We start from the raw sequence: 23,164 nt of genomic DNA, 5'->3' as shown, positions 1-23,164 counted from the left end.
CTCCCATTTTTTTGTGCAGACTGATCGTTCCCTCGCTCCGCGTGGGAATGCATCCCGTGACGCTCCGCGTCGCCATCTCGCACGTGCCTGGTTATTCACTGAGAGCAGGACGCAGAGCGTCCCGAGCGGCATTCCCACGCAGAGCGTGGGAACGATCAAAAGGCGAAAAAAAGGGAGACCCGCCGGGTCTCCCTTTTTTGTGCAGCGTTTAAAGCGTTAGAACAACACGCGGCTACGAATCGTGCCGTTGATGTGCTGCAGCTTCTCTTGCGCCAGGTCCGAGTACTCGGCGTCGACGTCGATTACCACGTAGCCGACCTTCTCGTTGGTCTGCAGGAACTGACCGGAGATGTTGATGCCGTTTTCCGCGAAGACCTTGTTGATCTCCATCATCACACCCGGAATGTTCTGGTGGATGTGCAGCAGACGGTGCTTGCCAGGGTGAGCCGGCAGGGCCACTTCCGGGAAGTTGACCGACGATACCGAGGTACCGTTGTCGCTGTACTTGACCAGCTTTTCCGAGACTTCCAGGCCGATGTTGGCCTGGGCTTCAGCGGTGGAGCCGCCGATGTGCGGGGTCAGGATCACGTTGTCCAGGCCGCGCAGCGGGCTTTCGAAGATGTCGTCGTTGGAGCGTGGCTCCACCGGGAACACGTCGATGGCGGCGCCGATCAGGTGCTTGTCCTTGATCGCGTCGGCCAGGGCGTCCAGCTCGACCACCGTGCCGCGTGCGGCGTTGATCAGGATCCCGCCTTTCTTGATCGCACGGATTTCCTTCTCGCCGATCATCCACTGGGTCTCGGCGGTTTCCGGAACGTGCAGGGTGACGATGTCGGACATGCCCAGCAGCTCGGTCAGGCTCGACACTTGCGTGGCGTTGCCCAGCGGCAGCTTGGTCAGGGTGTCGTAGAAGAACACCTGCATCCCTAAGCCTTCTGCCAGTACCGACAGCTGTGTGCCGATCGAACCGTAACCGACGATCCCCAGCTTCTTGCCGCGAATTTCGAAGGAATTGGCCGCGCTCTTGATCCAGCCGCCACGGTGGCAGGACGCGTTCTTCTCGGGGATACCGCGCAGCAGCAGGATGGCCTCGGCCAGCACCAGCTCCGCAACGGAACGGGTGTTGGAGTAGGGTGCGTTGAACACCGCGATACCGCGCTCGCGCGCCGCGTTGAGGTCGACCTGGTTGGTGCCGATGCAGAAACAGCCGACGGCCACGAGTTTCTTGGCGTGGTCGAAGATCTCTTCGGTCAGCTGAGTGCGGGAGCGAATGCCGATAAAGTGCGCGTCGGCGATCTTTTCCTTGAGCTGGGCTTCCGGCAGAGAACTGGTGATGTACTCAATGCTGGTGTACCCGGCGGCTTTCAGAACGTCGACAGCCGATGGGTGGACGCCTTCCAGAAGAAGGAACTTGATCTTGCTCTTATCGAGAGAAGTCTTGCTCATCTGCGTAAACCTGTATCCCGGAGAAAAATGGCAGGGAATCGAGCAGCGCAAGCTGACCCGGACGGCAGGAAAGCCGTCACCGCAGAAACGCCCTTGGGCTCTGTCCTGCGGGGGCGGTATGCTAGCATACGCGCCCCGCTAAACACCTATTCCTGCGACGTGAAGCGTTCTCAGGATGACCATGAATTGTTCGAGAGTTCTGTCGATGACCCATCCTGCCCTGATTGATGAGCTGAAGACCCTGGTTGAGCCCGGCAAAGTGCTGACCGACGCCGACTCCCTGGAGGCTTACGGCAAGGATTGGACCAAGCACTTCGCGCCCGCGCCATGCGCCATCGTGTTCCCCAAGACCACCGAGCAGGTGCAGGCCATCGTCCGTTGGGCCAACACCCACAAGGTGGCGCTGGTGCCATCCGGCGGGCGCACCGGCCTGTCGGCGGCGGCCGTTGCGGCCAATGGCGAGGTGGTGGTGTCGTTCGACTACATGAACCAGATCCTCGACGTGAACCTCACCGACCGCACCGCCAAGTGCCAGCCGGGCGTGGTCACCAAGCAGTTGCAGAACGTCGCTGAAGAACACGGCCTGTACTACCCGGTGGATTTCGCATCGTCCGGTTCCAGCCAGATTGGCGGCAATATCGGCACCAATGCCGGCGGGATCAAGGTGATTCGCTACGGCATGACCCGCAACTGGGTGGCCGGGATGAAAGTGGTCACCGGCAAGGGCGATGTGCTGGAACTGAACCGCGACCTGATCAAGAACGCCACCGGCTACGACATGCGCCAGCTGTTCATCGGCGCCGAAGGCACCCTGGGCTTTGTGGTGGAAGCCACCATGCGCCTGGACCGTGCGCCGAAAAACCTCACGGCCATGGTGCTTGGCACCACCGACTTCGACTCGATCATGCCGGTGCTGCACGCCTTCCAGGGCAAGCTCGACCTGACCGCGTTCGAATTCTTTTCCGACAAGGCCCTGGCCAAGGTCCTCGGCCGTGGCGATGTGCCGGCGCCGTTCGAAACCGAATGCCCGTTCTACGCACTGCTGGAATTCGAAGCCACCACCGAAGAAGTCGCCAATCACGCCCTGGAAACCTTTGAGCACTGCGTCGAGCAGGGCTGGGTGCTGGACGGCGTGATGAGCCAGAGCGAAACCCAGCTGCATAACCTGTGGAAACTGCGCGAGTACATCTCCGAGACGATTTCCCACTGGACGCCGTACAAGAACGATATTTCGGTCACCGTTTCCAAGGTGCCGGCGTTCCTCGGCGAAATTGACGCAATCGTCGGCGAACACTACCCGGATTTCGAAATCGTCTGGTTCGGTCACATTGGCGACGGTAACCTGCACCTGAACATCCTCAAGCCGGAAAACCTGAGCAAGGACGAGTTCTTCGCCAAGTGCGCCACCGTGAACAAGTGGGTGTTCGAGACCGTCGCCAAGTACAACGGCTCGATCTCCGCCGAACACGGCGTGGGCATGACCAAGCGCGATTACCTGACCTACAGCCGTTCGCCGGTTGAAATCGAATACATGAAAGCAGTGAAAGCCGTGTTCGACCCCAACGGGATCATGAACCCTGGCAAGATCTTCGCTGTTTAACCGCCCCTGAAGGAGTCGTTTCATGAGCTACCAGCACAAGTACGTCGACGGCACCAACATCCACTTCCCCATGGGTAAAGTGGTGTGCATCGGGCGTAACTACGCCGAGCACGCCAAGGAACTGGACAACCCGGTACCCACCGAGCCGCTGCTGTTCATCAAGCCGGGCAGTTGCGTGGTGCCGCTCGAAGGCGGTTTCGCCATTCCAACCGAGCGCGGTTCAGTGCATTACGAAGCGGAGATCGCGGTGCTGATCGGCAAGCCGTTGTCGAACAAGCCAAGCCGCGAAGAAGTGCTGGACGCCATCTCCGGCTTCGCCCCGGCCCTGGACCTGACCCTGCGCGACAAACAGGCGGAGCTCAAGGCCAAGGGCCTGCCATGGGAGATCGCCAAGTCGTTCGACGGCGCAGCGGTGATCGCGCCTTTCGTGGTGAGCAGCACGTTCGCCGACGTGACCGATATCGGCATTCGCCTGACCATCAATGGCGAAGTGCGTCAGAACGGCAACAGTGCGCAGATGCTCAACCCGATCGTGCCGATGATCCAGCACATGGCCGGCTGCTTCTCGCTGCAGGCCGGTGACGTGATCCTGACCGGCACACCGGCGGGCGTCGGGCCGCTGAATGTCGGTGACAAGCTGGTGCTGGAGTTGTCGGGCGTGAACCGCTTCGAAAGCGTGGTGCGCTGATTTTTTCATGACGAAGTGCGGCAAAATGTGGGAGGGGGCTTGCCCCCGATTGCAGTGTGTCAGCCAGCAAATCTGTGGCTGACACTCCGCTATCGGGGGCAAGCCCCCTCCCACATTTGATTGTGTACATCTGCCAAAACCGGTGTTTTTGCATTTTTTTCACACGTCACCCGGATAATCCCGATCCTGTGCTATTCCCTACCGCTGACTTTCCGGAAAAAAGCGCCCCATGGCCGTGCCTCTGCCCACCTCCAAACCTACGCTTCGCTCGCGCCTGACCATGCGCTGGTATTCCTGGGTGTTCCTGGCCGGTGCGATCCTGTATGGCATCGCCTGGGCCATGCACTGGGACGATCGGGGTGTGCTGTGGGTGCTGGAGGGTTTTGAAAGCCCGGCCGAACGCCGGGAAAGTGTGTGGCTGCCGGACTATCGCGTGGTCATCGACGCCAAGCTGCTGCCCGGTATGGAGAAAGATGAGGCTTCGGACCTGTCCTACAACCCCCAGACAAAAACCCTGTTTTCCGTGATGGGCAAGAACCCGTTCCTGGTGGAGCTGAGCCTGCAAGGCGATGTGCTGCGCAAGATGCCGCTCAATGGCTGGAACAACCCGGAAGGCGTGACGGTGATGGAAAACGGCCTGATGGCCGTGGTCGATGAGCGCCAGCACAGCCTGACCCTGATCAAGGTCGATGCAGGCACCACGGCGTTGAACAAGGCCGATTTCCCCAGTTATGACCTCGGCCCGTCCAAGGACCAGAACAAAGCCTTCGAAGCCATTACCTGGGACAAGCGCAACCAGCAGCTCGTGCTGGGCGAAGAGCGCCCACCGGCGCTGTTCACCTGGAAAAGCGATGGCAGCCAGACCCTGGCAGGCGACAAGCAAAAACTGGCCAGCACCGAGCTTGATATGCGCAACCTCTCGGCGCTGGCTGTCGACCCGCGTACCGGGCATCTGCTGGTGCTGTCGGCCGACTCCCACCTGTTGCTGGAGCTGGACGAGAAGGGTGAGCAAGTCAGCTTCATGACCTTGCTGGGCGGTTTCAACGGCCTGAAGGACACCATCCCGCGTGCCGAAGGCGTGACCATGGACGAGAGCGGTACGCTGTATATCGTCAGTGAGCCGAATCTGTTTTATCGTTTTGAGAAACAGAAATAACGTACGTTTACGTCAGGCATTTCTCAAATAGCGGCATTCGACAGGCATCCGAGCGCGTTTAAGTTTAAATTCAGGCGACCTTGATATCTATTCGCCAGTTTTTTCACTGAGCCCGCCCCGATGCGTCGACTTGCCCGCCCCAAACCCGCTTTAGTCATCCTGATTCTGATTGCCCTGGTTGCCGCCGGGGTCGTTGCGCAACAGTTTCGTCTGTTCGAACGTGCCTGGTTCAACTGGCGGGTGTGGCATCAGCCCGCCGATGAACGCAGCATAGGCCTGGCCGATTACCGCGTGTCCCTGGAGGGCCAGGTGATCGAGGGGCTCGACGACGATGTGTCGGCCCTCACCTACGACCCCGTGCGCAAAAGCCTGTTTACCGTCACCAATAAAAACGCCGAGTTGGTCGAGCTGTCCCTGCAGGGCAAGATCCTGCGGCGGATTCCCCTGGTGGGTTTTGGCGATGCCGAGGCGGTGGAGTTCATCAGCGACAACATCTATGTGATCAGCGACGAGCGCCAGCAGCGGCTGATCAAGGTGCATGTGGATGACGACACCCAGTTTCTCGATGCGGCCGATGCGGAGCAGATGACCCTGGGCGTGCACATTGGCAGCAACAAGGGCTTTGAGGGCCTGGCCTATGACTCGGTGGGCAAGCGCCTGTTTGTCGCCAAGGAACGCGACCCGATGGTGATTTACGAAGTCCACGGTTTTCCCCATTTCAAAGCGGAAAAAACCTACTCGGTACACGTGATCAACAACCCCAAGCGCGATGCCGGGCTGTTTGTGCGCGACCTGTCGAGCCTGCAATACGATGAGCGCAGCGGCCATTTGCTGGCGCTGTCGGATGAGTCATTCCTGGTGCTGGAGCTGGACATCGACGGTCGCCCGCTGAGCAGTCTGTCGCTGCTCAACGGGCGCCACGGCCTGAAAAAGCGTGTGCCCCAGGCCGAAGGCATCGCCATGGACGACGAGGGCACGCTGTATCTGGTCAGTGAGCCGAACCTGTTCTACGTGTTCAAAAAGCCCTGATCAGAACATCCACTGCACGCTGTGTTACATAAATCCAGCGTGGAGCACATACCAAATGGGAGAGGGGGCTTGCCCCTCCCACATTGGAACTGCCACATTGGAGTTGTGGTGTCTTTAGGCTTTGAGGGTTTTTACGCCTTCCGGGGTGCCCAGCAGCAGCACATCCGCCGGACGTGCGGCGAACAGGCCGTTGGTGACCACGCCAACGATGGCGTTGATCTGCGTCTCCAGCTCCACCGGGTGGGTGATCTGCATGTTGAACACATCGAGGATAATGTTGCCGTTATCGGTCAGCACGCCTTCGCGGTACACCGGGTCGCCGCCCAGTTTCACCAGCTCGCGGGCCACGTGGCTGCGGGCCATCGGGATGACTTCCACCGGCAGCGGGAAAGCACCGAGTACCGGCACCAGCTTGCTGGCGTCGGCGATGCAAATGAAGGTCTTGGCCACGGCCGCGACGATTTTCTCGCGGGTCAGGGCTGCGCCGCCGCCCTTGATCAGGTTCAGGTGTTCATCGCTTTCGTCCGCGCCGTCGATGTAGAACTCCAGGTCGCTCACGGTGTTGAGCTCGTACACCGGAATGCCATGGCCTTTAAGGCGTGCGGCGGTCGCTTCGGAGCTGGCCACGGCGCCATCGAACGCGCCTTTGTGCTGGGCCAGCGCATCGATAAAGCAGTTGGCAGTGGAGCCGGTGCCGACACCGACGACGCTCTTGTCGTCGAGTTTGGGAAGGATTAAATCGACGGCGGCCTGGGCCACTGCCTGTTTGAGTTGATCCTGGGTCATGCGGGCTCCGGAGCGGGCGGGGAGTTATCGAGGGCGGCGAGTATACCCCAACAAACCTTGGGATTCGTGTGGTCTCCCGGCCAAAAGCCGGGTTAGACTCCGTGGTCCTGCCCAACCCCCGAAGTAGATGCCTGCCGATGCTTGAACACTACGTCAAAAAGATCCTCACCTCGCGCGTTTACGACGTTGCCGTAGAAACACCCTTGCAGACTGCCCGCCAGCTTTCCGAGCGGCTGGGCAATCAGATTTGGCTCAAGCGCGAAGACTTGCAGCCGGTGTTCTCGTTCAAGATTCGCGGCGCCTACAACAAACTGACCCAGCTCAGTGCCGAAGAACGCGCACGCGGCGTGGTCACCGCCTCGGCGGGCAACCATGCCCAGGGCCTGGCCCTGGCGGCCAAGGTGCTGGGGGTCAAGGCGACCATCGTGATGCCCAAGACCACGCCGGAAATCAAGGTCGAAGGCGTGCGCTCCCGTGGCGGCAAAGTGGTACTGCACGGCGATTCCTTCCCGGAGGCGCTGGCCTATTCGCTCAAGCTGGTCGATGAAAAAGGCTACGTCTACATTCACCCCTACGATGATCCGCACACCATTGCCGGGCAGGGCACGGTGGCGATGGAAATCCTGCGCCAGCACCCCGGGCCGCTGGATGCGATCTTCGTACCGGTGGGCGGCGGCGGGCTGATCGCCGGTATCGCGGCGTACGTGAAATACCTGCGTCCGGAGATCAGGATCATCGGCGTCGAGCCGGACGACTCCAACTGCCTGCAAGCGGCGATGGCCGCCGGTGAGCGTGTGGTGTTGCCGACCGTGGGCATCTTCGCCGATGGCGTGGCGGTGGCGCAGATCGGCCAGCACACCTTCGACATCTGCAAAGACTATGTGGATGAAGTGATCACCGTCAGCACCGATGAAATCTGTGCAGCGATCAAGGACATCTACGACGACACCCGCTCCATCACCGAGCCGGCCGGTGCGTTGGGCGTCGCCGGGATCAAGAAGTACGTCGAGACCCGCGGCGTCAGCGGCAAGACCTTTGTCGCCATCGATTCGGGCGCCAACGTCAACTTCGACCGCCTGCGCCATGTAGCCGAACGTGCCGAGCTGGGTGAAGGCCGCGAAGCCATCATCGCCGTGACCATTCCCGAGAAGCCGGGCAGCTTCAAGGCGTTCTGCGAGGCGGTGGGCAAGCGCCAGATTACCGAATTCAACTACCGCTATCACACCGGCAGCGAGGCCCACATCTTCGTCGGCGTGCAGACCCACCCGGAAAACGATCCGCGCAGTGCGTTGATCGCAAGCCTCACGGACCAGGGTTTCCCGGTGCTGGACCTGACCGAAAACGAATTGGCCAAGCTGCATATCCGCCATATGGTGGGTGGTCACGCCGCCAAGGTCAGCGACGAGCTGGTGTTTCGTTTTGAGTTCCCCGAACGGCCGGGGGCGTTGTTCAACTTTCTTAACAAACTGGGCGGGCGCTGGAATATCTCGATGTTCCACTATCGCAACCACGGCGCGGCCGATGGCCGTGTGGTCGCCGGCCTGCAAGTGCCGGCGGACGAGCGCCACCTGGTGCCGGCGGCCCTGGCGGAAATCGGCTACCCGTACTGGGATGAAAGCGAAAACCCGGCCTACCAGTTGTTCCTCGGTTGAGCGACTAAGCTGACTGAGCGGCCTTCAAGGAATCGAGACTATGGAAACGCTGACCACCCTCAAGGTTATCCACATCGCCGCCACCGTGTTGCTGCTGCTCAGCGGCCTCGGCCTGGCGGTACTGGCCTGGCGCAAGCGCAGCGCCGGGCCGGCGGTGACTATGCAACGGCCGTGGGCATTTGTGTGGCTGCTGATGGGCATTTGCCTGCTCAGCATGCCGTTCACCGGCTGGTGGCTGGTGCACCTGACTGGCTGGCCGCTGGGGCAAACCTGGATTCTGGGCTCCAGCATTCTCTACACCGTGGCGGCGCTGGCATGGTTCTGGCTGGTGGCGCGGCTTAATCGCTTGCGTAGAGGCGAGGGTGGCAGCCTGAATTTCACTGTGGTGCTCGCGGTGGTGAGCCTGGTGGGGTTTGTGGCGATTGCCGGGCTTATGGGGGCCAAGCCCGTGTAGGAGCGAGCTTGCTCGCGAAGAACGTCAACGATGACGCGGGTATCCTGGATGCACGCGGCGCTCTCAGGTTTTTCGCGAGCAAGCTCGCTCCTACAGGGTTGGGGGGTCAGCTGCGCAGCGTAATCACCGGCCAGCCGCGCCGTTCAGCCTCAGCACGAAGATTGGGGTCCGGGTCCACCGCCACCGGGTGCGTCACCTGCTCCAGCAACGGCAAATCATTCATCGAGTCGCTATAGAAGTAGCTGTCCTCCAGGCTATACCCGGTCTCCTCCAGCCAACGGTTCAAACGCGTCACCTTGCCTTCGCGAAAGCACGGCACATCGGTGCTGCGTCCGGTGTAGCGGCCATTTTCCATCTCGCATTCGGTGGCAATCAGGGTTTCAACGCCCAGGCGTGCGGCAATCGGCGCGGTGACGAAACGGTTGGTGGCGGTGATGATCACCAGCTTGTCGCCGGCGGCGCGGTGTTTGGCCAGCAGTTCCAGCGCCTTGGGCAAGATGATCGGCTCGATGCAGTCGCGCATATAGTCGTTGTGCCATTCGTCCAGCTGAGCCATTTCGGTGCGGCCGAGGATTTCCAGGCAGAAGTTCAGGTAAGCGGCGTTGTCCAGCGTGCCGGCCAGGTAGTCCTGATAAAACTCGTCGTTGCGGGCCTTGTAGGCCACCGCATCGAGAATCCCGCGTTCACACAGGTAATCGCCCCAGGCGTGGTCGCTGTCACCGCCGATCAGGGTGTTGTCCAAGTCGAATAAAGCCAGGCGCATTGCAGTTACTCGCTGAAAAGTCTGTAAAAAGGCGTCCAGAATACGGTCTTTTCACAAGAGTGCACATAAGGTAAGAAGCCTCGTTGCCGCTGGAGGAAGCTTTGTGGAACAATGCGGTGATATGCGTTTGCGAGGTTGTTGCCGTGATCGACCCCGATGGTTTCCGTCCTAATGTCGGGATTATTCTCACGAATGATGCCGGACAGGTGCTATGGGCTCGCCGAATCAACCAAGATGCCTGGCAGTTTCCTCAAGGTGGGATCAACCCCGATGAAACCCCTGAAGACGCCTTGTACCGTGAGTTGAACGAAGAAGTCGGCCTTGAGCGCGAAGATGTGCAAATTCTGGCCTGTACCCGTGGCTGGTTGCGCTATCGTTTGCCGCAACGCCTGGTGCGTACCCACAGCCAACCGCTGTGTATCGGCCAGAAGCAGAAGTGGTTTCTCCTGCGCCTGATCTCCAATGAGCAGCGGGTGCGGATGGATTTGACCGGTAAACCGGAGTTCGATGGCTGGCGCTGGGTCAGTTATTGGTACCCGCTGGGCCAGGTGGTGACATTCAAGCGCGAGGTTTATCGTCGCGCTCTCAAAGAGCTTGCCCCGCGCCTTTTATCGCGCGACTGACGACGGAGTTCGACCCCGAGCCATGCTCAATACGCTGCGCAAGATCGTCCAGGAAGTTAACTCCGCCAAGGATCTCAAGGCGGCGTTGGGGATTATTGTGTTGCGCGTCAAGGAAGCCATGGGCAGCCAGGTCTGCTCGGTTTACCTGCTGGACCCCGAGACCAACCGTTTTGTGCTGATGGCCACGGAGGGCTTGAACAAGCGCTCCATCGGCAAAGTCAGCATGGCGCCCAATGAAGGTCTGGTGGGCCTGGTGGGGACGCGTGAAGAACCCCTGAACCTTGAAAATGCGGCCGATCACCCGCGTTATCGCTACTTTGCCGAAACCGGCGAAGAACGCTACGCCTCGTTCCTCGGTGCACCGATCATTCACCACCGCCGCGTTGTCGGCGTACTGGTCATCCAACAGAAAGAACGCCGTCAGTTCGACGAAGGTGAAGAAGCCTTCCTGGTGACCATGAGCGCGCAGCTCGCCGGGGTTATCGCCCACGCCGAGGCCACCGGCTCGATTCGCGGCCTGGGGCGCCAGGGCAAGGGCATCCAGGAAGCCAAGTTCGTCGGCGTGCCGGGTTCGCCGGGTGCCGCCGTGGGTACCGCCGTGGTCATGCTGCCACCGGCCGACCTCGACGTGGTGCCGGACAAGACCGTCGATGACATCGACGCTGAGATCAAACTGTTCAAGACCGCCCTGGAAGGCGTGCGCGCCGACATGCGCAACCTGTCGACCAAGCTGGCGACCCAGTTGCGCCCCGAAGAGCGTGCGCTGTTCGATGTCTACCAGATGATGCTGGACGACGCGTCCCTGGGTAACGAAGTCAAGACCGTGATCAAGACCGGCCAGTGGGCCCAGGGTGCACTGCGCCAGGTGGTCACCGATCACGTCAACCGTTTCGAAATGATGGACGACGCCTACCTGCGCGAACGTGCCTCGGATGTACGCGACCTGGGTCGCCGTCTGCTCGCCTACCTGCAGGAAGACCGCACCACCAACCTGGTCTACCCCGACAACACCATCCTGATCAGCGAAGAACTGACCGCCACCATGCTCGGCGAAGTGCCTGAGGGCAAACTGGTGGGCCTGGTCTCGGTATTGGGTTCGGGCAACTCCCACGTGGCGATCCTGGCCCGTGCCATGGGCATCCCGACGGTGATGGGCCTGGTGGACCTGCCGTATTCCAAAGTGGATGGTATCGACATGATCGTCGATGGCCATCGCGGCGAAGTCTTCACCAACCCCAGCGAATTGCTGCGCAAGCAATACGCCGAAGTGGTCGAGGAAGAGAAACAGCTGGCGCTGGGCCTGGACTCCTTGCGTGAACTGCCGTGCGTGACCATCGACGGCCACCGTGTGCCACTGCTGGTCAACACCGGCCTGCTGGCCGATGTGGCCCGTGCGCAGCAGCGCGGCGCGGAAGGGGTAGGGCTGTACCGCACCGAAGTGCCGTTCATGATCAACCAGCGTTTCCCGAGTGAGAAGGAGCAGCTGGCGATTTATCGCGAGCAACTGCAAGCCTTCCATCCGTTGCCGGTGACCATGCGCAGCCTGGATATCGGCGGCGACAAGTCACTGTCGTATTTCCCGATCAAGGAAGACAACCCCTTCCTCGGCTGGCGCGGTATTCGCGTCACCCTCGACCACCCTGAAATTTTCCTGGTGCAGACCCGCGCCATGCTCAAGGCCAGCGAAGGCCTGAACAACCTGCGTATCCTGCTGCCGATGATCTCCGGCACCCACGAGCTGGAAGAAGCCCTGCACCTGATCCACCGCGCCTGGGGCGAAGTGCGCGACGAAGGCGCCGACGTGCCGATGCCGCCGATCGGCGTGATGATCGAAATTCCGGCGGCGGTGTATCAGGCCAAGGAGCTGGCGCGGCAGGTGGACTTCCTGTCCGTGGGCTCCAACGACCTGACCCAGTACCTGCTGGCCGTGGACCGCAACAACCCACGGGTCGCCGACCTTTACGACTACCTGCACCCGGCCGTGCTGCAAGCGCTGCAACACGTCGTACGCGACGCCCATGCCGAAGGCAAGCCGGTGAGTATCTGCGGGGAAATGGCCGGCGACCCGGCGGCGGCGGTGCTGTTGATGGCGATGGGCTTTGACAGCCTGTCGATGAACGCCACCAACTTGCCGAAAGTGAAGTGGATGCTGCGTCAGGTTGAATTGAGCATGGCCAAGGATTTGCTGGCCGAGCTGATGACCATCGACAACCCGCAGGTTATCCACAGCTCGCTGCAATTGGCGCTGAAGAATCTGGGGCTGACCCGAATGATCAATCCGGCTTCTGCGAAAACCCTTTAGACCTGCCAATGAACATCCAATTGTGGGAGGGGGCTTGCCCCCGATAGCAGTGTGTCAGTCAGAGTATCTGGTACTGATACACCGCAATCGGGGGCAAGCCCCCTCCCACAGTTGATTTTCAGTGTGTTCAGAAATTGAGTTCGACCTCGCCCAAGCGGCCACCCTGCGGCCCGAAACTGCGCTCCACCATCCGCCGCGTGCCGTCGGCATTCACAATCAGCGCCGTGCTCGCCCGTGTTCCGTAACTGGGGCTGGCGATAAATACGCTCGACAACAGGCTCTCCGTCGCCAGGCCGACGCCGGTATCCGGCAGCTCGGCGAACGGTGCGGTCTGCGGGTTGCTCAAGATATCCAGCAACGCTTGTGGCTGCGGATCGTCGAGGATGTCTGCGAGTGCGGCCCTGGCCTTGAGCAACTTCGGCCAGGGCGTATCCAGCCCGGCATTGGACAAACCGTACACGCCGGCCTTCAACCGCGTCGGCGTGGTCTCGTTGGCGTTGTAATGCCACAGTTGGTCCGGTGTGCCCACCAGCAGGTTGAACCCGGCGTATTCAATCGAGCGGCCATTAACATCGGCCAGATAGTCGTCAATCGACAGCGAACCACTGAGAAAACGCGCCACCAGTTCGCCACGGGACTTGCGTGACGGTGGCTGGTGCGGGTCGCGGATATTGGTCAGTGCGGCAAAGCGCCCGTCGGCGTTAACCCCCAGCCAGGTCCCGCCCGCTTCCTGGTCGCGACCGGCATAGACCTGGGGTAGATCCGGCCATTGCGCCAGGGGCAGGCTGGGCCGGGCGTAGAACTCATCGCGGTTGGCCGCGACGATCAGCGGCTGGGCATGGCCCGGCCGCCAGGCAAAGACAATCAGGCACATCGGGCGATCCCTTATGTGTTTTTCCTCACTCTACCCACACAACTGCGAGCGTTCCATCGCAACGAAGTTGGGCCGCGCACCTTCCATCCGTTAACATGCCGGGCCGTTGGGTGTGTATGTGAACTTCTTAATTTGATCTCGCAGCTGTAACGCAGGCTTAATCGCGCATCGGCATGGTCCGATGCGTCATGACTAAATGTTTAACGAGGAGTCGCAATGCTGCCTTACCCGCAGATCGATCCGGTGGCCCTGGCCATCGGTCCGCTGAAAATCCACTGGTACGGGTTGATGTACCTGATCGGCATCGGCGGTGCCTGGCTGCTGGCTTCCCGGCGCCTGAACCGTTTCGACCCGACCTGGACCAAGGAGAAGCTCTCCGACATGGTGTTCTGGATGTCGATGGGGGTAATCGTCGGCGGGCGCCTGGGGTATGTGCTGTTTTACGATTTGTCGGCGTATATCGCCAACCCGACGCTGATCTTCGAAGTGTGGAAGGGCGGCATGGCGTTCCATGGCGGCTTTGTCGGCGTGATGATCGCCGCCTGGTGGTTCGGCCGGCGCAACGGCAAGTCGTTCTTCCAGTTGATGGACTTCGTCGCACCGTTGGTGCCCATCGGCCTGGGCGCCGGGCGCATCGGTAACTTCATCAACGCCGAGCTGTGGGGCAAGCCCACCGACGTGCCGTGGGCCATGGTGTTCCCGCCGTTCAGCGACCCGGCGCAACTGCCGCGCCATCCGTCGCAGCTGTACCAATTCGCCCTGGAAGGTGTGGCACTGTTCCTCATCCTCTACCTCTTTTCACGTAAACCTCGCCCAACCATGGCGGTTTCCGGGATGTTCGCGCTGTTCTACGGGATCTTCCGCTTCATCGTCGAGTTCGTGCGGGTGCCGGATGCGCAGTTGGGCTACCTGGCGTGGGGCTGGCTGACCATGGGCCAGGTCCTCAGTATTCCGATGATCCTGGCGGGCCTGGGCCTGTTGTGGTGGGCATACAACCGTCCGCAACCGCTGAAGAACGCCGCGCTTTAAATTCGAATGCCAGGACCAGGAGGTCCTGGCTTCAACGATACGGGTAATCACATGAAGCAATACCTCGAACTCCTGCACGACGTCGTGACCAATGGCCTGACCAAGGGCGATCGTACCGGCACCGGCACCAAGGCCGTGTTCGCCCGCCAGTATCGGCATAACCTGGCCGACGGCTTCCCGCTGCTGACCACCAAGAAGCTGCACTTCAAAAGCATTGCCAACGAGCTGATCTGGATGTTGAGCGGCAACACCAACATCAAGTGGCTCAACGAAAACGGCGTGCGCATCTGGGACGAATGGGCCACCGAAGACGGCGACCTGGGCCCGGTGTACGGCGAGCAGTGGACCGCCTGGCCCACCAAGGACGGCGGCACGATCAACCAGATCGACTACATGGTTCACACGCTCAAGACCAACCCCAACAGCCGCCGCATCCTGTTCCACGGCTGGAACGTCGAATACCTGCCGGACGAAACCAAGAGCCCCCAGGAAAATGCGCGTAACGGCAAGCAAGCGCTGCCCCCGTGTCACCTGCTCTACCAGGCGTTCGTGCACGACGGCCACCTGTCGATGCAGTTGTACATCCGCAGCTCCGATGTCTTCCTCGGCCTGCCCTATAACACCGCCGCGCTGGCGTTGCTCACCCACATGCTGGCGCAGCAGTGCGACCTGATCCCCCACGAGATCATCGTCACCACCGGCGATACCCATGCCTACAGCAACCACATGGAACAGATCCGCACCCAGCTGGCGCGCACGCCGAAAAAGCTGCCGGAACTGGTGATCAAGCGTAAACCGGCATCGATCTACGACTACAAGTTCGAAGACTTCGAAATCGTTGGCTATGACGCGGACCCGAGCATCAAGGCTGAAGTCGCGATCTAAAGCTTGTCTCGGTCAAAAATGTGGGAGGGGGCTTGCCCCCGATTACGGTGTGTCAGTAGCAGATATTCTGACTGACACACCGCTATCGGGGGCAAGCCCCCTCCCACATTTTGATTCGGTTATCAGCCTGAGTCAGTGGCCGTGGCTGCGGCCCACGTGCGAGGGCTCGGCCTCGCTGGCCGCTATCCCGCCGCTGACTTCCAACTGCTGCAGGATTCCACACGGCTCCCCACCCCCGCAGCGCTGGCGCAAGTCCAGCAATTGCTCCTGCAACGCCAGCAGTCCATCGATCCGCGCCTTTACATGGTGGATATGCTCATCAATCAACGCATTCACGCTTTCGCACTGGTCCTGGGGGCTGTCGCGCAGGCTGAGCAGGCTGCGGATTTCTTCCAGTGTCATGTCGAGGCTGCGGCAGTTGCGGATAAAGATCAGCCGCTCGGTATGCGCCTGGGTGTACACGCGGTAGTTGCCGTCCGTGCGTGCGGGGGGTGGCAGCAGGCCTTCCTTCTCGTAATAACGGATGGTTTCCACCGGGCAGTCGGTGAGTTTGGCCAGTTCGCCGATCTTCATCGCAGCAATCTCCAAATGGGTGCTTGACCCTATAGTGGCTACAGGGTCTTTACTTGGCAACAGGCACCTTTCCGGACGCGACACCATGAGCGATTCCCTCCACACCCCGCACAAGCACGACCACGATCACAGCGAGCACACGCTCAAGCCGGTGCATGACCACGGCGGCGCCTGCTGTTCCGGCGCTCCGGCACCTGCGCGGGTGCAACTGAGCGACGCTCCCACCGCCGGCTCGCGCCTGAGCACCTTTCGCATCGAAGCGATGGACTGCCCTACCGAACAGACGCTGATCCAGAACAAACTGGGCAAGCTTGCCGGCGTGCAGCAGTTGGACTTCAACCTGATCAACCGCATCCTCGGCGTGACCCACGATTTGCCGAGCACTGCGCCGATCATCGACGCGATCAAATCCATCGGCATGCAGGCCGACCCGATTGAAGAAGGCACGCCTGCTGCCGCCCCGCCTGCCAAGAAGCACTGGTGGCCGCTGGCTGTGTCGGGCGTGGGCGCGTTGGGCGCCGAGGTCCTGCATTTCAGCGGCATTGCACCGACCTGGGTGATCGCCCTGGTGGCATTGGTGTCGATCCTCAGCGGTGGCCTCACCACCTACAAAAAGGGCTGGATTGCCCTGAAAAACTTCAACCTGAACATCAACGCACTGATGAGTATCGCCGTGACCGGTGCGGTGCTGATTGGCCAGTGGCCGGAAGCGGCGATGGTGATGTTCCTGTTTACGGTGGCCGAGTTGATCGAAGCCAAGTCCCTGGACCGTGCGCGCAATGCCATCAGCGGCTTGATGCAGATGACCCCGGAACAGGCCACGGTGCGGCAGGCTGATGGTTCCTGGATGGAACAGGAGGTCAAAAGCATCGATCTTGGCGCCATTGTGCGGGTCAAGCCCGGTGAGCGCATCGGCCTGGACGGTGAGGTGACTGCTGGTCAATCCACCATCGACCAGGCACCGATCACCGGTGAAAGCCTGCCGATTGAAAAGACCGTGGGCGATAAAGTCTTCGCCGGTACGATCAACCAGGCTGGCTCCCTGGAATATAAAGTGACCGCAGGCGCCAACAACTCCACCCTGGCGCGGATCATCCACGCGGTGGAGCAGGCTCAGGGCGCGCGGGCACCGACCCAGCGTTTTGTCGACAGCTTCTCGAAAATCTACACCCCGGCGGTGTTCTTGTTTGCCCTGGGCGTGGCCGTCATCCCGCCGCTGTTCATGGCGGGCGTCTGGTTCGACTGGATCTACCGCGCCCTGGTGTTGCTGGTGGTCGCGTGCCCGTGCGCCCTGGTGATCTCCACCCCGGTGACCATCGTCAGCGGCCTTGCGGCGGCGGCGCGCAAAGGCATCCTGATCAAGGGCGGCGTGTACCTGGAGGGCGGTTACAAGCTCGACTACCTGGCCCTGGACAAGACCGGCACCATCACCCACGGCAAGCCGGTGCAAACCGACTATGTGCCGCTGTTCGACACCGTGCAGGACAGCGCGCCGGCCCTGGCCGCGAGTCTGGCGGGGCGTTCCGACCACCCGGTGTCCCTGGCCATTGCCAACGCGGCGGTGGATAAAAACCTGCCGTCCCACGTTGTGGATAACTTCGAGGCATTGCCCGGGCGTGGTGTGCGCGGTGACATCAACGGCGAAACCTACCATCTGGGCAACCACCGTCTGGTGGAAGACCTCGGGCTGTGCTCGCCGGCGCTGGAGGAGAAACTCTTCGCCCTGGAAAAACAGGGCAAGTCCGTGGTGTTGCTGCTCGACAAGTCCGGCCCGCTGGCCTTGTTCGCGGTGGCCGACACCGTCAAGGACAGCAGCCGCGAAGCCATCCGGCAACTGCACGACCTGGGCGTCAAGACCTTGATGCTGACCGGCGATAACACCCACACCGCCCAGGCGATTGCGGCTCAGGTCGGTATCGATCAGGCCCGAGGCGACTTGTTGCCCACCGATAAGCTGCAAGCGATTGAAACGCTCTACGGCCAGGGCTACCGCGTCGGCATGGTCGGCGACGGCATCAACGACGCCCCGGCCCTGGCCCGCGCCGAAATCGGCTTCGCCATGGCTGCGGCGGGCACCGACACCGCGATCGAGACCGCCGACGTGGCATTGATGGACGATGACCTGCGCAAGATTCCCGCATTCATCCGGCTCTCCAGGCAAACGTCGAGTATCCTCAAGCAGAACATCGCCCTGGCGCTGGTGATCAAGGCGATTTTCCTGGCGGTCACGTTCCTGGGCATGGCCACCATGTGGATGGCGGTGTTCGCCGACATGGGCGTCAGCCTGCTGGTGGTGTTCAATGGCCTGCGCCTGTTGCGCAAATAGACGATGAGAGGGCGGTGTGCTGAGTGCTGAGCTGAAGGCGTTTTACAAGGTCGCCCGCCTGGGCAGCATCACCCAGGCGGCGAAAAAACTCGGCCTGAGCCAGCCCACGGTCACCACCCAGATTCGCAACCTGGAAAGCCAATACGGCGTTGAACTGTTCTACCGTGGCGGTCGCCGTCTGACGGTAAGCGATGAAGGCGCGCGGCTGTTGCCGATGGTCAAGGCGCTGTTGCAGCAGGAAGCCGATATCGAGTTTTTCCTGCGTAACAATGGCCAGGTTCAAGGCGCGCTGAGGATCGCCGCGACGGCGCCGTACTACATCCTCGATCTGGTCAAAGCCTTTCGCGAACGCCTGCCGCAAGTGGAAGTGTCGGTGGAAATCGGCAACTCCCAGCAGGTGCTCGAAGCGCTGGACGACTACCGTGTCGACGTCGCCGCCTCGTCGCAACTGCTGGAGGACGCGCGCCTGGTGCGTCGTGTGCTCGGCACTGATCCTCTGGTATTGGCGGTGCATCGCAACCATCCGTTGGCCAGGCTTGATCATGTGCCGTTGACTGCGCTGGCCGGGCATACGCTGCTGATGCGTGAGGCGGGGTCCACCACCCGCAGACTGACGGAAGACATGCTTCAGGGCGCTGGCGTCAGCTACGGGCCGCTGCTGGAAATCGGCAGTCGTGAGTCGATCCGCGAGGCGGTGCTGCGCAATATCGGCATCAGCATCATTGCGCGGCAGGAAGTACCCCATGATCCGCAGCTGAAGGTGCTGACCCTTGAGAATGCGCCGCAGATTCCGGAGTATCTGTACTGCCTCAAGGAGCGCAAAGGTGCGCGGCTGCCGGCGGCTTTCCTTGGCCTTGCCCAGGAAATGTCGCCAATTTAACCTTGATCGTTCCCACGCTCCGCGTGGTAACGCCTCCCGGGACGCTCCGCGTCCCGCTTGATCATGCTCACCTCCAAGAGCCCAACCCAAATCCACCAATACCCCTATCACGCCCTTTTGCCCTTCTGCCACATCAGCGAAGTATTCCCCCCCTAGCATGGCCTTCATCCGATCGATGAGGCGCCACCATGAACACAGCCCTGACCCACCCCGGCGCACCGATGAAGGTGCGCGGTCTCCAGAAACGCTTCGGCGCCTTTACCGCGCTCGATAACGTGTCCCTGGATGTCGCCGCCGGCGAGCTGGTGTGCCTGCTGGGCCCGTCCGGCTGCGGCAAGACCACCATGCTGCGCTGCATTGCCGGCCTTGAGCACCAGGACAGCGGCGAAATTTACCTGGGTGACCGCGATGTTTCCCGGCTGCCGCCCCAGGCGCGGGACTACGGCATCCTGTTCCAGTCCTACGCGCTGTTTCCCAACCTGACCGTAGAAGCGAACATCGGCTACGGCCTTACCGGCAGCGGTCGCGATGAGGTGCGCAAGCGTGTCGGGCAGATGCTTGAGCTGGTCGGCCTGCTCGGCAGCGAAAAGAAATACCCCGGCCAATTGTCCGGCGGGCAACAGCAGCGGGTAGCCCTGGCGCGGGCCCTGGCGCCGGCACCTTCGTTATTGCTGCTGGATGAGCCGATGTCGGCCCTCGACGCCCAGGTTCGCGAGCATCTATGCACCGAACTGCGCCAACTGCAACGACGCCTGGGCATCACCACGCTGATGGTTACCCACAATCAAGACGAAGCCATGCTGATGGCCGACCGTATCGCCGTGATGAACAACGGCAAGGTCGAGCAATACGCGACGCCCCAGGACATCTACGACCGCCCGGCCACGCCGTTCGTGGCGGAATTTGTCGGCCAGGGCAACTGGTTGCCGTTCAGCCGCAACAGCGCCAGCCACGCCCAGGTCGGAGGGCTGAAGATGCGCCTGGCCGACGACGCCGGCATGGCCACCTCCGGTCGCCTGTTCTGCCGGCCGGAAGCCATCAGCGTGAATCCGCCGGTGCATGAAGAAAACTTGTTTGCGGCCAAGGTGCGCGAGATCACGTTTCTGGGCAACCGCTGCCGCATGAGCTTCGAACTGGCGCAGCTGCCGGGCCACGCGTTGCTGGCCGAACTTGCGCCACACGACATGCCGCGTCTGGGCAGCCAGGATATCTGGGTGGCGTTGCCGCCGCGCAGCCTGCAGGTGTTTGCCTGAGATGGCTGCGATCATGAGCGTGCCGCTGCCGCGTCAGGCGGCCCACGCCGGGTGGGGTGACCGCCTCTTCGTGGTCGGCGGCAAATGGCTGTGGCTGGGCCTGTTGGTGGTGGCGGTGCTGCTGCCGCTGCTGGCGATCTTCTGGCGTGGCTTCAGCAGCGAAGCCGGGCAGGGCGGCGGCCTGATCGCCGCACGGGAATTGCTGACCAGCGCCAATTTCCACTGGTTGCTGGGCAATAGCCTGAAAGTCTCCCTGAGCGTAGCCGCGATCGTCGTACCGTTGGCCTATCTGTTTGCCTACGCGCTGCAACGCACCTTGATTCCCGGCAAGGTCATCTGGCGCGGCGTGTCGCTGCTGCCGTTGATGGCGCCCTCGATGTTGCCGGGCATCGCGCTGGTGTATCTGTTCGGCAACCAGGGGCTGTTGCGTGGGTTGCTCTCGGACAATATCTACGGCTTCTGGGGCATTGTCCTGGGCGAAGTGATTTACACCTTCCCACACGCCCTGATGATTCTGCTGTCCGCATTGTCGCTGGCGGATGCGCGCTTGTTCGACGCGGCCTCCAGCATGGGCGCCAGCCCCGCCCGGGCCTTTCGCAGCATCACCTGGCCGGCCACGCGCCAGGCGGTGTTCGCGGCGTTTTGCCTGGTGTTCACGTTGACGATCACCGACTTTGGCGTGCCGGTGGTGGTCGGCGGCGACTACCAGGTGCTGGCCCTGGAAGCCTACAAGGCCGTGGTCGGTCAGCAACAATTCGGGCGCGGCGCGTTGATCGGCATGGTGCTGCTGTTGCCGGCGCTGTTCAGCTTTGGCGTGGATGCGTGGTTGCGCCGCCGTCACGGTGATGCCATGAGCGGCCGTGCCCAGGTCTTTCAGCCGCTGCCGTCGCGTTCAAGGGATGGCTGCTACCTGGCCATCGTGCTGCTGATCTGCGCGGCGCTGCTGCTGGTGTTCGGCATGGCGGTGTATTCCTCGCTGGTCAAATTCTGGCCCTATAACCTGTCGCTGTCGCTCAACCACTATCAGTTCGAAGACACCGCCGGCGGCGGTTGGCTGGCCTATCGCAACAGCCTGACCATGGCGCTGTGCACGGCGCTGATCGGCAGTGTGCTGATCTTCACCGGTGCCTATTTGATGGAAAAAACCAAGGGCCAAAAGGGCCTGAACCTGGCCCTGCGTCTGCTCAGCTTTGTGCCGATGGCCGTGCCGGGCCTAGTGCTTGGCCTGGGCTATGTGTTCTTTTTCAACCTCGGCGGCAACCCGCTGCATGTGTTCTACGGCAGCATGGCACTGCTGGTGGTGTGCACCATTGCTCACTACCTGACCACCGCACAAATGACCGCCACCACCGCACTGCGCCAACTGGACGCCGAATTCGAAGCCGCCGCGTTGTCCCTTAAGGCGCCGCTCTACCGCCATTACCTGAAAGTGACGGTGCCGATCTGCCTGCCCGCGCTGCTGGATATTCTGCGTTACCTGTTCGTGTCGGCAATGACCACCGTCTCCGCTGCGATCTTTCTCTACAGCCCCGACACCATCCTCGCCGCCGTCGCCGTGTTGAACATGGACGACGCCGGCAATGTGGGCGGTGCGGCGGCCATGTCGACCCTGATTCTGTTCACCTCAGGCAGCGTTTCGTTGCTGCTGGCGTGGGCTTCACGTGGCGCCTTGCGCCGCTCCCAAGCCTGGCGCCAGACCGCGCCCGGGCAATGATCCTTCAAAGGAGGTATTCCATGTTCAAGCCCCTGGCGCTGGTCGCTGCCGTACTCACTGCATTCAGCCTGAATGCCTTCGCCAAGACTGAGCTGACCGTGTACACGGCCCTCGAAGCCGAACAGTTGAAGACCTACAAAAAGGCCTTCGAACAGGCCAACCCCGACATCGAGATCAAGTGGGTGCGCGACTCCACCGGCATCATCACCGCCAAACTGCTGGCCGAGAAAGACCGCCCGCAGGCTGACGTGGTCTGGGGCCTGGCCGCCTCCAGCCTGGCGATACTTGACCAGCAAGGCATGCTCGATACCTATGCCCCGAAAGACTTGGACAAGATCGGCAAAAACTACCGCGACGCCGCCAACCCGCCGGCCTGGGTCGGCATGGACGTGTGGGCCGCCACCATCTGCTTCAACACCGTCGAAGCCGAAAAGCAGGGCCTCACCAAACCGGTGAGCTGGCAGGACCTGACCAAGCCTGAGTACAAGGGCAAGATCGTGATGCCCAACCCGGCCTCCTCCGGCACCGGCTTCCTGGACGTGAGCGCCTGGTTGCAGACCTTCGGCGAGAAGCAGGGCTGGCAGTACATGGATGACCTGCACCAGAACATCGGCCAGTACGTTCACTCCGGCTCCAAGCCGTGCAAGTTGGCGGCATCCGGTGAGTTCCCGATCGGGATTTCGTTTGAGTACCCGGCCGTGCAGTTGAAGCGCCAGGGCGCACCGCTGGACATCATCCTGCCCAAAGAGGGCCTGGGCTGGGACATCGAAGCCACGGCGCTGATCAAGGGCACGACCCATGCCGAGGCTGCGAAAAAACTGGCGGACTTCTCTGCAAGCCCGGCGGCGATGGCGTTGTACAAGGACAATTTCGCCGTGCTCGCCCAACCGGGGATCGCCAAACCGCAGACTGAATTGCCCGCCGATTACGAGCAGCGGTTGATCAAGAACGACTTTGTGTGGGCGTCGAAGCATCGCGACAGCATTCTGGCTGAGTGGCGCAAGCGTTATGACGGGAAGTCGGAAAAGCAGTAACCGATCGTTCCCACGCTCCGCGTGGTAACGCCGCTCTGGACGCTCCGCGTCCGCTCTTGAACGTCGTGACGCAGAGCGTCACTGGATGAGTTCCCAC

Annotated in this window: 20 protein-coding genes; 15 read left to right on the top strand and 5 right to left on the bottom strand. The window is 61.5% G+C overall.

Annotated elements, in window-relative coordinates; all coding sequences use genetic code 11:
* Window positions 1-216: 216 nt before the first annotated feature.
* Entirely contained in the window at window positions 217-1,446 is a 1,230-nt protein-coding gene (gene serA, locus J1G34_RS08920) for a phosphoglycerate dehydrogenase (RefSeq protein ID WP_003176761.1), read from the bottom strand.
* A 205-nt stretch (window positions 1,447-1,651) separates the two neighbouring features.
* On the opposite strand from serA, the gene J1G34_RS08915 reads away from it, so the two are divergent.
* The 4 genes from J1G34_RS08915 (at window position 1,652) to J1G34_RS08900 (ending at window position 5,919) form a co-directional block, all read left to right on the top strand.
* On the top strand, window positions 1,652-3,046 hold the full coding sequence (locus J1G34_RS08915) for an FAD-binding oxidoreductase (RefSeq protein ID WP_065893874.1): 1,395 nt from the start codon (window positions 1,652-1,654) through the stop codon (window positions 3,044-3,046).
* Window positions 3,047-3,068: 22 nt separating this feature from the next.
* Window positions 3,069-3,734 (top strand): fumarylacetoacetate hydrolase family protein, encoded by a 666-nt coding sequence (locus J1G34_RS08910; RefSeq protein ID WP_065887060.1) that lies wholly within the window; start codon window positions 3,069-3,071, stop codon window positions 3,732-3,734.
* Window positions 3,735-3,963: 229 nt separating this feature from the next.
* A complete protein-coding gene (locus J1G34_RS08905) occupies window positions 3,964-4,890 on the top strand; it encodes an SdiA-regulated domain-containing protein (protein WP_065887061.1) in 927 nt (308 codons plus the stop codon).
* Between the two features lie 120 nt (window positions 4,891-5,010).
* Window positions 5,011-5,919 (top strand): SdiA-regulated domain-containing protein, encoded by a 909-nt coding sequence (locus J1G34_RS08900; RefSeq protein ID WP_065887062.1) that lies wholly within the window; start codon window positions 5,011-5,013, stop codon window positions 5,917-5,919.
* Between the two features lie 114 nt (window positions 5,920-6,033).
* Here J1G34_RS08900 and rpiA read toward each other — a convergent pair whose 3' ends face one another.
* A complete protein-coding gene (gene rpiA, locus J1G34_RS08895) occupies window positions 6,034-6,705 on the bottom strand; it encodes a ribose-5-phosphate isomerase RpiA (protein ID WP_065893872.1) in 672 nt (223 codons plus the stop codon).
* A 137-nt stretch (window positions 6,706-6,842) separates the two neighbouring features.
* Between rpiA and ilvA the strand changes: the two genes are divergently transcribed.
* The gene (gene ilvA, locus J1G34_RS08890; protein ID WP_065893871.1) at window positions 6,843-8,357 is read left to right on the top strand and encodes a threonine ammonia-lyase, biosynthetic; all 1,515 of its coding nucleotides are present in this window, start codon (window positions 6,843-6,845) and stop codon (window positions 8,355-8,357) included.
* Between the two features lie 40 nt (window positions 8,358-8,397).
* On the top strand, window positions 8,398-8,811 hold the full coding sequence (locus J1G34_RS08885; protein WP_065897661.1) for a DUF2269 family protein: 414 nt from the start codon (window positions 8,398-8,400) through the stop codon (window positions 8,809-8,811).
* Window positions 8,812-8,917: 106 nt separating this feature from the next.
* On the opposite strand, the gene J1G34_RS08880 is transcribed toward J1G34_RS08885, so the two are convergent.
* Window positions 8,918-9,574, bottom strand: a complete 657-nt coding sequence (locus tag J1G34_RS08880; protein WP_065893869.1) for a histidinol-phosphatase — start codon at window positions 9,572-9,574, stop codon at window positions 8,918-8,920.
* Between the two features lie 143 nt (window positions 9,575-9,717).
* Between J1G34_RS08880 and J1G34_RS08875 the strand changes: the two genes are divergently transcribed.
* Together J1G34_RS08875 and ptsP are read left to right on the top strand one after the other, a co-directional pair.
* Window positions 9,718-10,197 (top strand): RNA pyrophosphohydrolase, encoded by a 480-nt coding sequence (locus J1G34_RS08875; RefSeq protein ID WP_053128161.1) that lies wholly within the window; start codon window positions 9,718-9,720, stop codon window positions 10,195-10,197.
* 22 nt (window positions 10,198-10,219) lie between these two features.
* A complete protein-coding gene (gene ptsP / locus J1G34_RS08870; protein ID WP_065887067.1) occupies window positions 10,220-12,499 on the top strand; it encodes a phosphoenolpyruvate--protein phosphotransferase in 2,280 nt (759 codons plus the stop codon).
* Between the two features lie 127 nt (window positions 12,500-12,626).
* On the opposite strand, the gene J1G34_RS08865 is transcribed toward ptsP, so the two are convergent.
* Window positions 12,627-13,373 (bottom strand): NRDE family protein, encoded by a 747-nt coding sequence (locus J1G34_RS08865; protein WP_222993826.1) that lies wholly within the window; start codon window positions 13,371-13,373, stop codon window positions 12,627-12,629.
* 216 nt (window positions 13,374-13,589) lie between these two features.
* Between J1G34_RS08865 and lgt the strand changes: the two genes are divergently transcribed.
* A complete protein-coding gene (gene lgt / locus J1G34_RS08860) occupies window positions 13,590-14,402 on the top strand; it encodes a prolipoprotein diacylglyceryl transferase (protein WP_065887069.1) in 813 nt (270 codons plus the stop codon).
* Between the two features lie 51 nt (window positions 14,403-14,453).
* Window positions 14,454-15,287, top strand: coding sequence for a thymidylate synthase (locus J1G34_RS08855; RefSeq protein ID WP_065893867.1), 834 nt, complete (start codon window positions 14,454-14,456; stop codon window positions 15,285-15,287).
* A gap of 132 nt (window positions 15,288-15,419) precedes the next feature.
* Here J1G34_RS08855 and cadR read toward each other — a convergent pair whose 3' ends face one another.
* The gene (gene cadR / locus J1G34_RS08850) at window positions 15,420-15,860 is read right to left on the bottom strand and encodes a Cd(II)/Pb(II)-responsive transcriptional regulator (RefSeq protein ID WP_065893866.1); all 441 of its coding nucleotides are present in this window, start codon (window positions 15,858-15,860) and stop codon (window positions 15,420-15,422) included.
* Between the two features lie 85 nt (window positions 15,861-15,945).
* Between cadR and J1G34_RS08845 the strand changes: the two genes are divergently transcribed.
* From J1G34_RS08845 to J1G34_RS08825, 5 genes are all read left to right on the top strand, one after another.
* A complete protein-coding gene (locus tag J1G34_RS08845) occupies window positions 15,946-18,186 on the top strand; it encodes a heavy metal translocating P-type ATPase (RefSeq protein WP_130138142.1) in 2,241 nt (746 codons plus the stop codon).
* 16 nt (window positions 18,187-18,202) lie between these two features.
* Entirely contained in the window at window positions 18,203-19,066 is an 864-nt protein-coding gene (locus J1G34_RS08840) for a LysR family transcriptional regulator (RefSeq protein WP_065887073.1), read from the top strand.
* 188 nt (window positions 19,067-19,254) lie between these two features.
* A complete protein-coding gene (locus J1G34_RS08835) occupies window positions 19,255-20,319 on the top strand; it encodes a putative 2-aminoethylphosphonate ABC transporter ATP-binding protein (protein ID WP_065887074.1) in 1,065 nt (354 codons plus the stop codon).
* A 1-nt stretch (window position 20,320) separates the two neighbouring features.
* Entirely contained in the window at window positions 20,321-22,033 is a 1,713-nt protein-coding gene (locus J1G34_RS08830) for a putative 2-aminoethylphosphonate ABC transporter permease subunit (protein ID WP_222993824.1), read from the top strand.
* A gap of 20 nt (window positions 22,034-22,053) precedes the next feature.
* Entirely contained in the window at window positions 22,054-23,067 is a 1,014-nt protein-coding gene (locus J1G34_RS08825; protein WP_065897667.1) for a putative 2-aminoethylphosphonate ABC transporter substrate-binding protein, read from the top strand.
* The last annotated feature ends 97 nt before the right edge of the window (window positions 23,068-23,164 follow it).

This window comes from Pseudomonas sp. Wu6, from assembly GCF_019891515.1.
In the GTDB taxonomy this organism is placed as follows: domain Bacteria; phylum Pseudomonadota; class Gammaproteobacteria; order Pseudomonadales; family Pseudomonadaceae; genus Aquipseudomonas; species Aquipseudomonas orientalis_A.
The sequence above is the reverse complement of the archived record's forward strand: the minus strand, read 5'-3'. Positions and strand labels throughout refer to the sequence as shown.

What these genes read in the sequence shown, in the direction of transcription:
- serA (WP_003176761.1), bottom strand. Translation starts at nt 1,446, where the DNA reads ATGAGCAAGACTTCTCTCGATAAGAGCAAGATCAAGTTCCTTCTTCTG.
- J1G34_RS08915 (WP_065893874.1), top strand. Translation starts at nt 1,652, where the DNA reads ATGACCCATCCTGCCCTGATTGATGAGCTGAAGACCCTGGTTGAGCCC.
- J1G34_RS08910 (WP_065887060.1), top strand. Translation starts at nt 3,069, where the DNA reads ATGAGCTACCAGCACAAGTACGTCGACGGCACCAACATCCACTTCCCC.
- J1G34_RS08905 (WP_065887061.1), top strand. Translation starts at nt 3,964, where the DNA reads ATGGCCGTGCCTCTGCCCACCTCCAAACCTACGCTTCGCTCGCGCCTG.
- J1G34_RS08900 (WP_065887062.1), top strand. Translation starts at nt 5,011, where the DNA reads ATGCGTCGACTTGCCCGCCCCAAACCCGCTTTAGTCATCCTGATTCTG.
- rpiA (WP_065893872.1), bottom strand. Translation starts at nt 6,705, where the DNA reads ATGACCCAGGATCAACTCAAACAGGCAGTGGCCCAGGCCGCCGTCGAT.
- ilvA (WP_065893871.1), top strand. Translation starts at nt 6,843, where the DNA reads ATGCTTGAACACTACGTCAAAAAGATCCTCACCTCGCGCGTTTACGAC.
- J1G34_RS08885 (WP_065897661.1), top strand. Translation starts at nt 8,398, where the DNA reads ATGGAAACGCTGACCACCCTCAAGGTTATCCACATCGCCGCCACCGTG.
- J1G34_RS08880 (WP_065893869.1), bottom strand. Translation starts at nt 9,574, where the DNA reads ATGCGCCTGGCTTTATTCGACTTGGACAACACCCTGATCGGCGGTGAC.
- ptsP (WP_065887067.1), top strand. Translation starts at nt 10,220, where the DNA reads ATGCTCAATACGCTGCGCAAGATCGTCCAGGAAGTTAACTCCGCCAAG.
- J1G34_RS08865 (WP_222993826.1), bottom strand. Translation starts at nt 13,373, where the DNA reads ATGTGCCTGATTGTCTTTGCCTGGCGGCCGGGCCATGCCCAGCCGCTG.
- lgt (WP_065887069.1), top strand. Translation starts at nt 13,590, where the DNA reads ATGCTGCCTTACCCGCAGATCGATCCGGTGGCCCTGGCCATCGGTCCG.
- J1G34_RS08855 (WP_065893867.1), top strand. Translation starts at nt 14,454, where the DNA reads ATGAAGCAATACCTCGAACTCCTGCACGACGTCGTGACCAATGGCCTG.
- cadR (WP_065893866.1), bottom strand. Translation starts at nt 15,860, where the DNA reads ATGAAGATCGGCGAACTGGCCAAACTCACCGACTGCCCGGTGGAAACC.
- J1G34_RS08845 (WP_130138142.1), top strand. Translation starts at nt 15,946, where the DNA reads ATGAGCGATTCCCTCCACACCCCGCACAAGCACGACCACGATCACAGC.
- J1G34_RS08835 (WP_065887074.1), top strand. Translation starts at nt 19,255, where the DNA reads ATGAACACAGCCCTGACCCACCCCGGCGCACCGATGAAGGTGCGCGGT.
- J1G34_RS08830 (WP_222993824.1), top strand. Translation starts at nt 20,321, where the DNA reads ATGGCTGCGATCATGAGCGTGCCGCTGCCGCGTCAGGCGGCCCACGCC.
- J1G34_RS08825 (WP_065897667.1), top strand. Translation starts at nt 22,054, where the DNA reads ATGTTCAAGCCCCTGGCGCTGGTCGCTGCCGTACTCACTGCATTCAGC.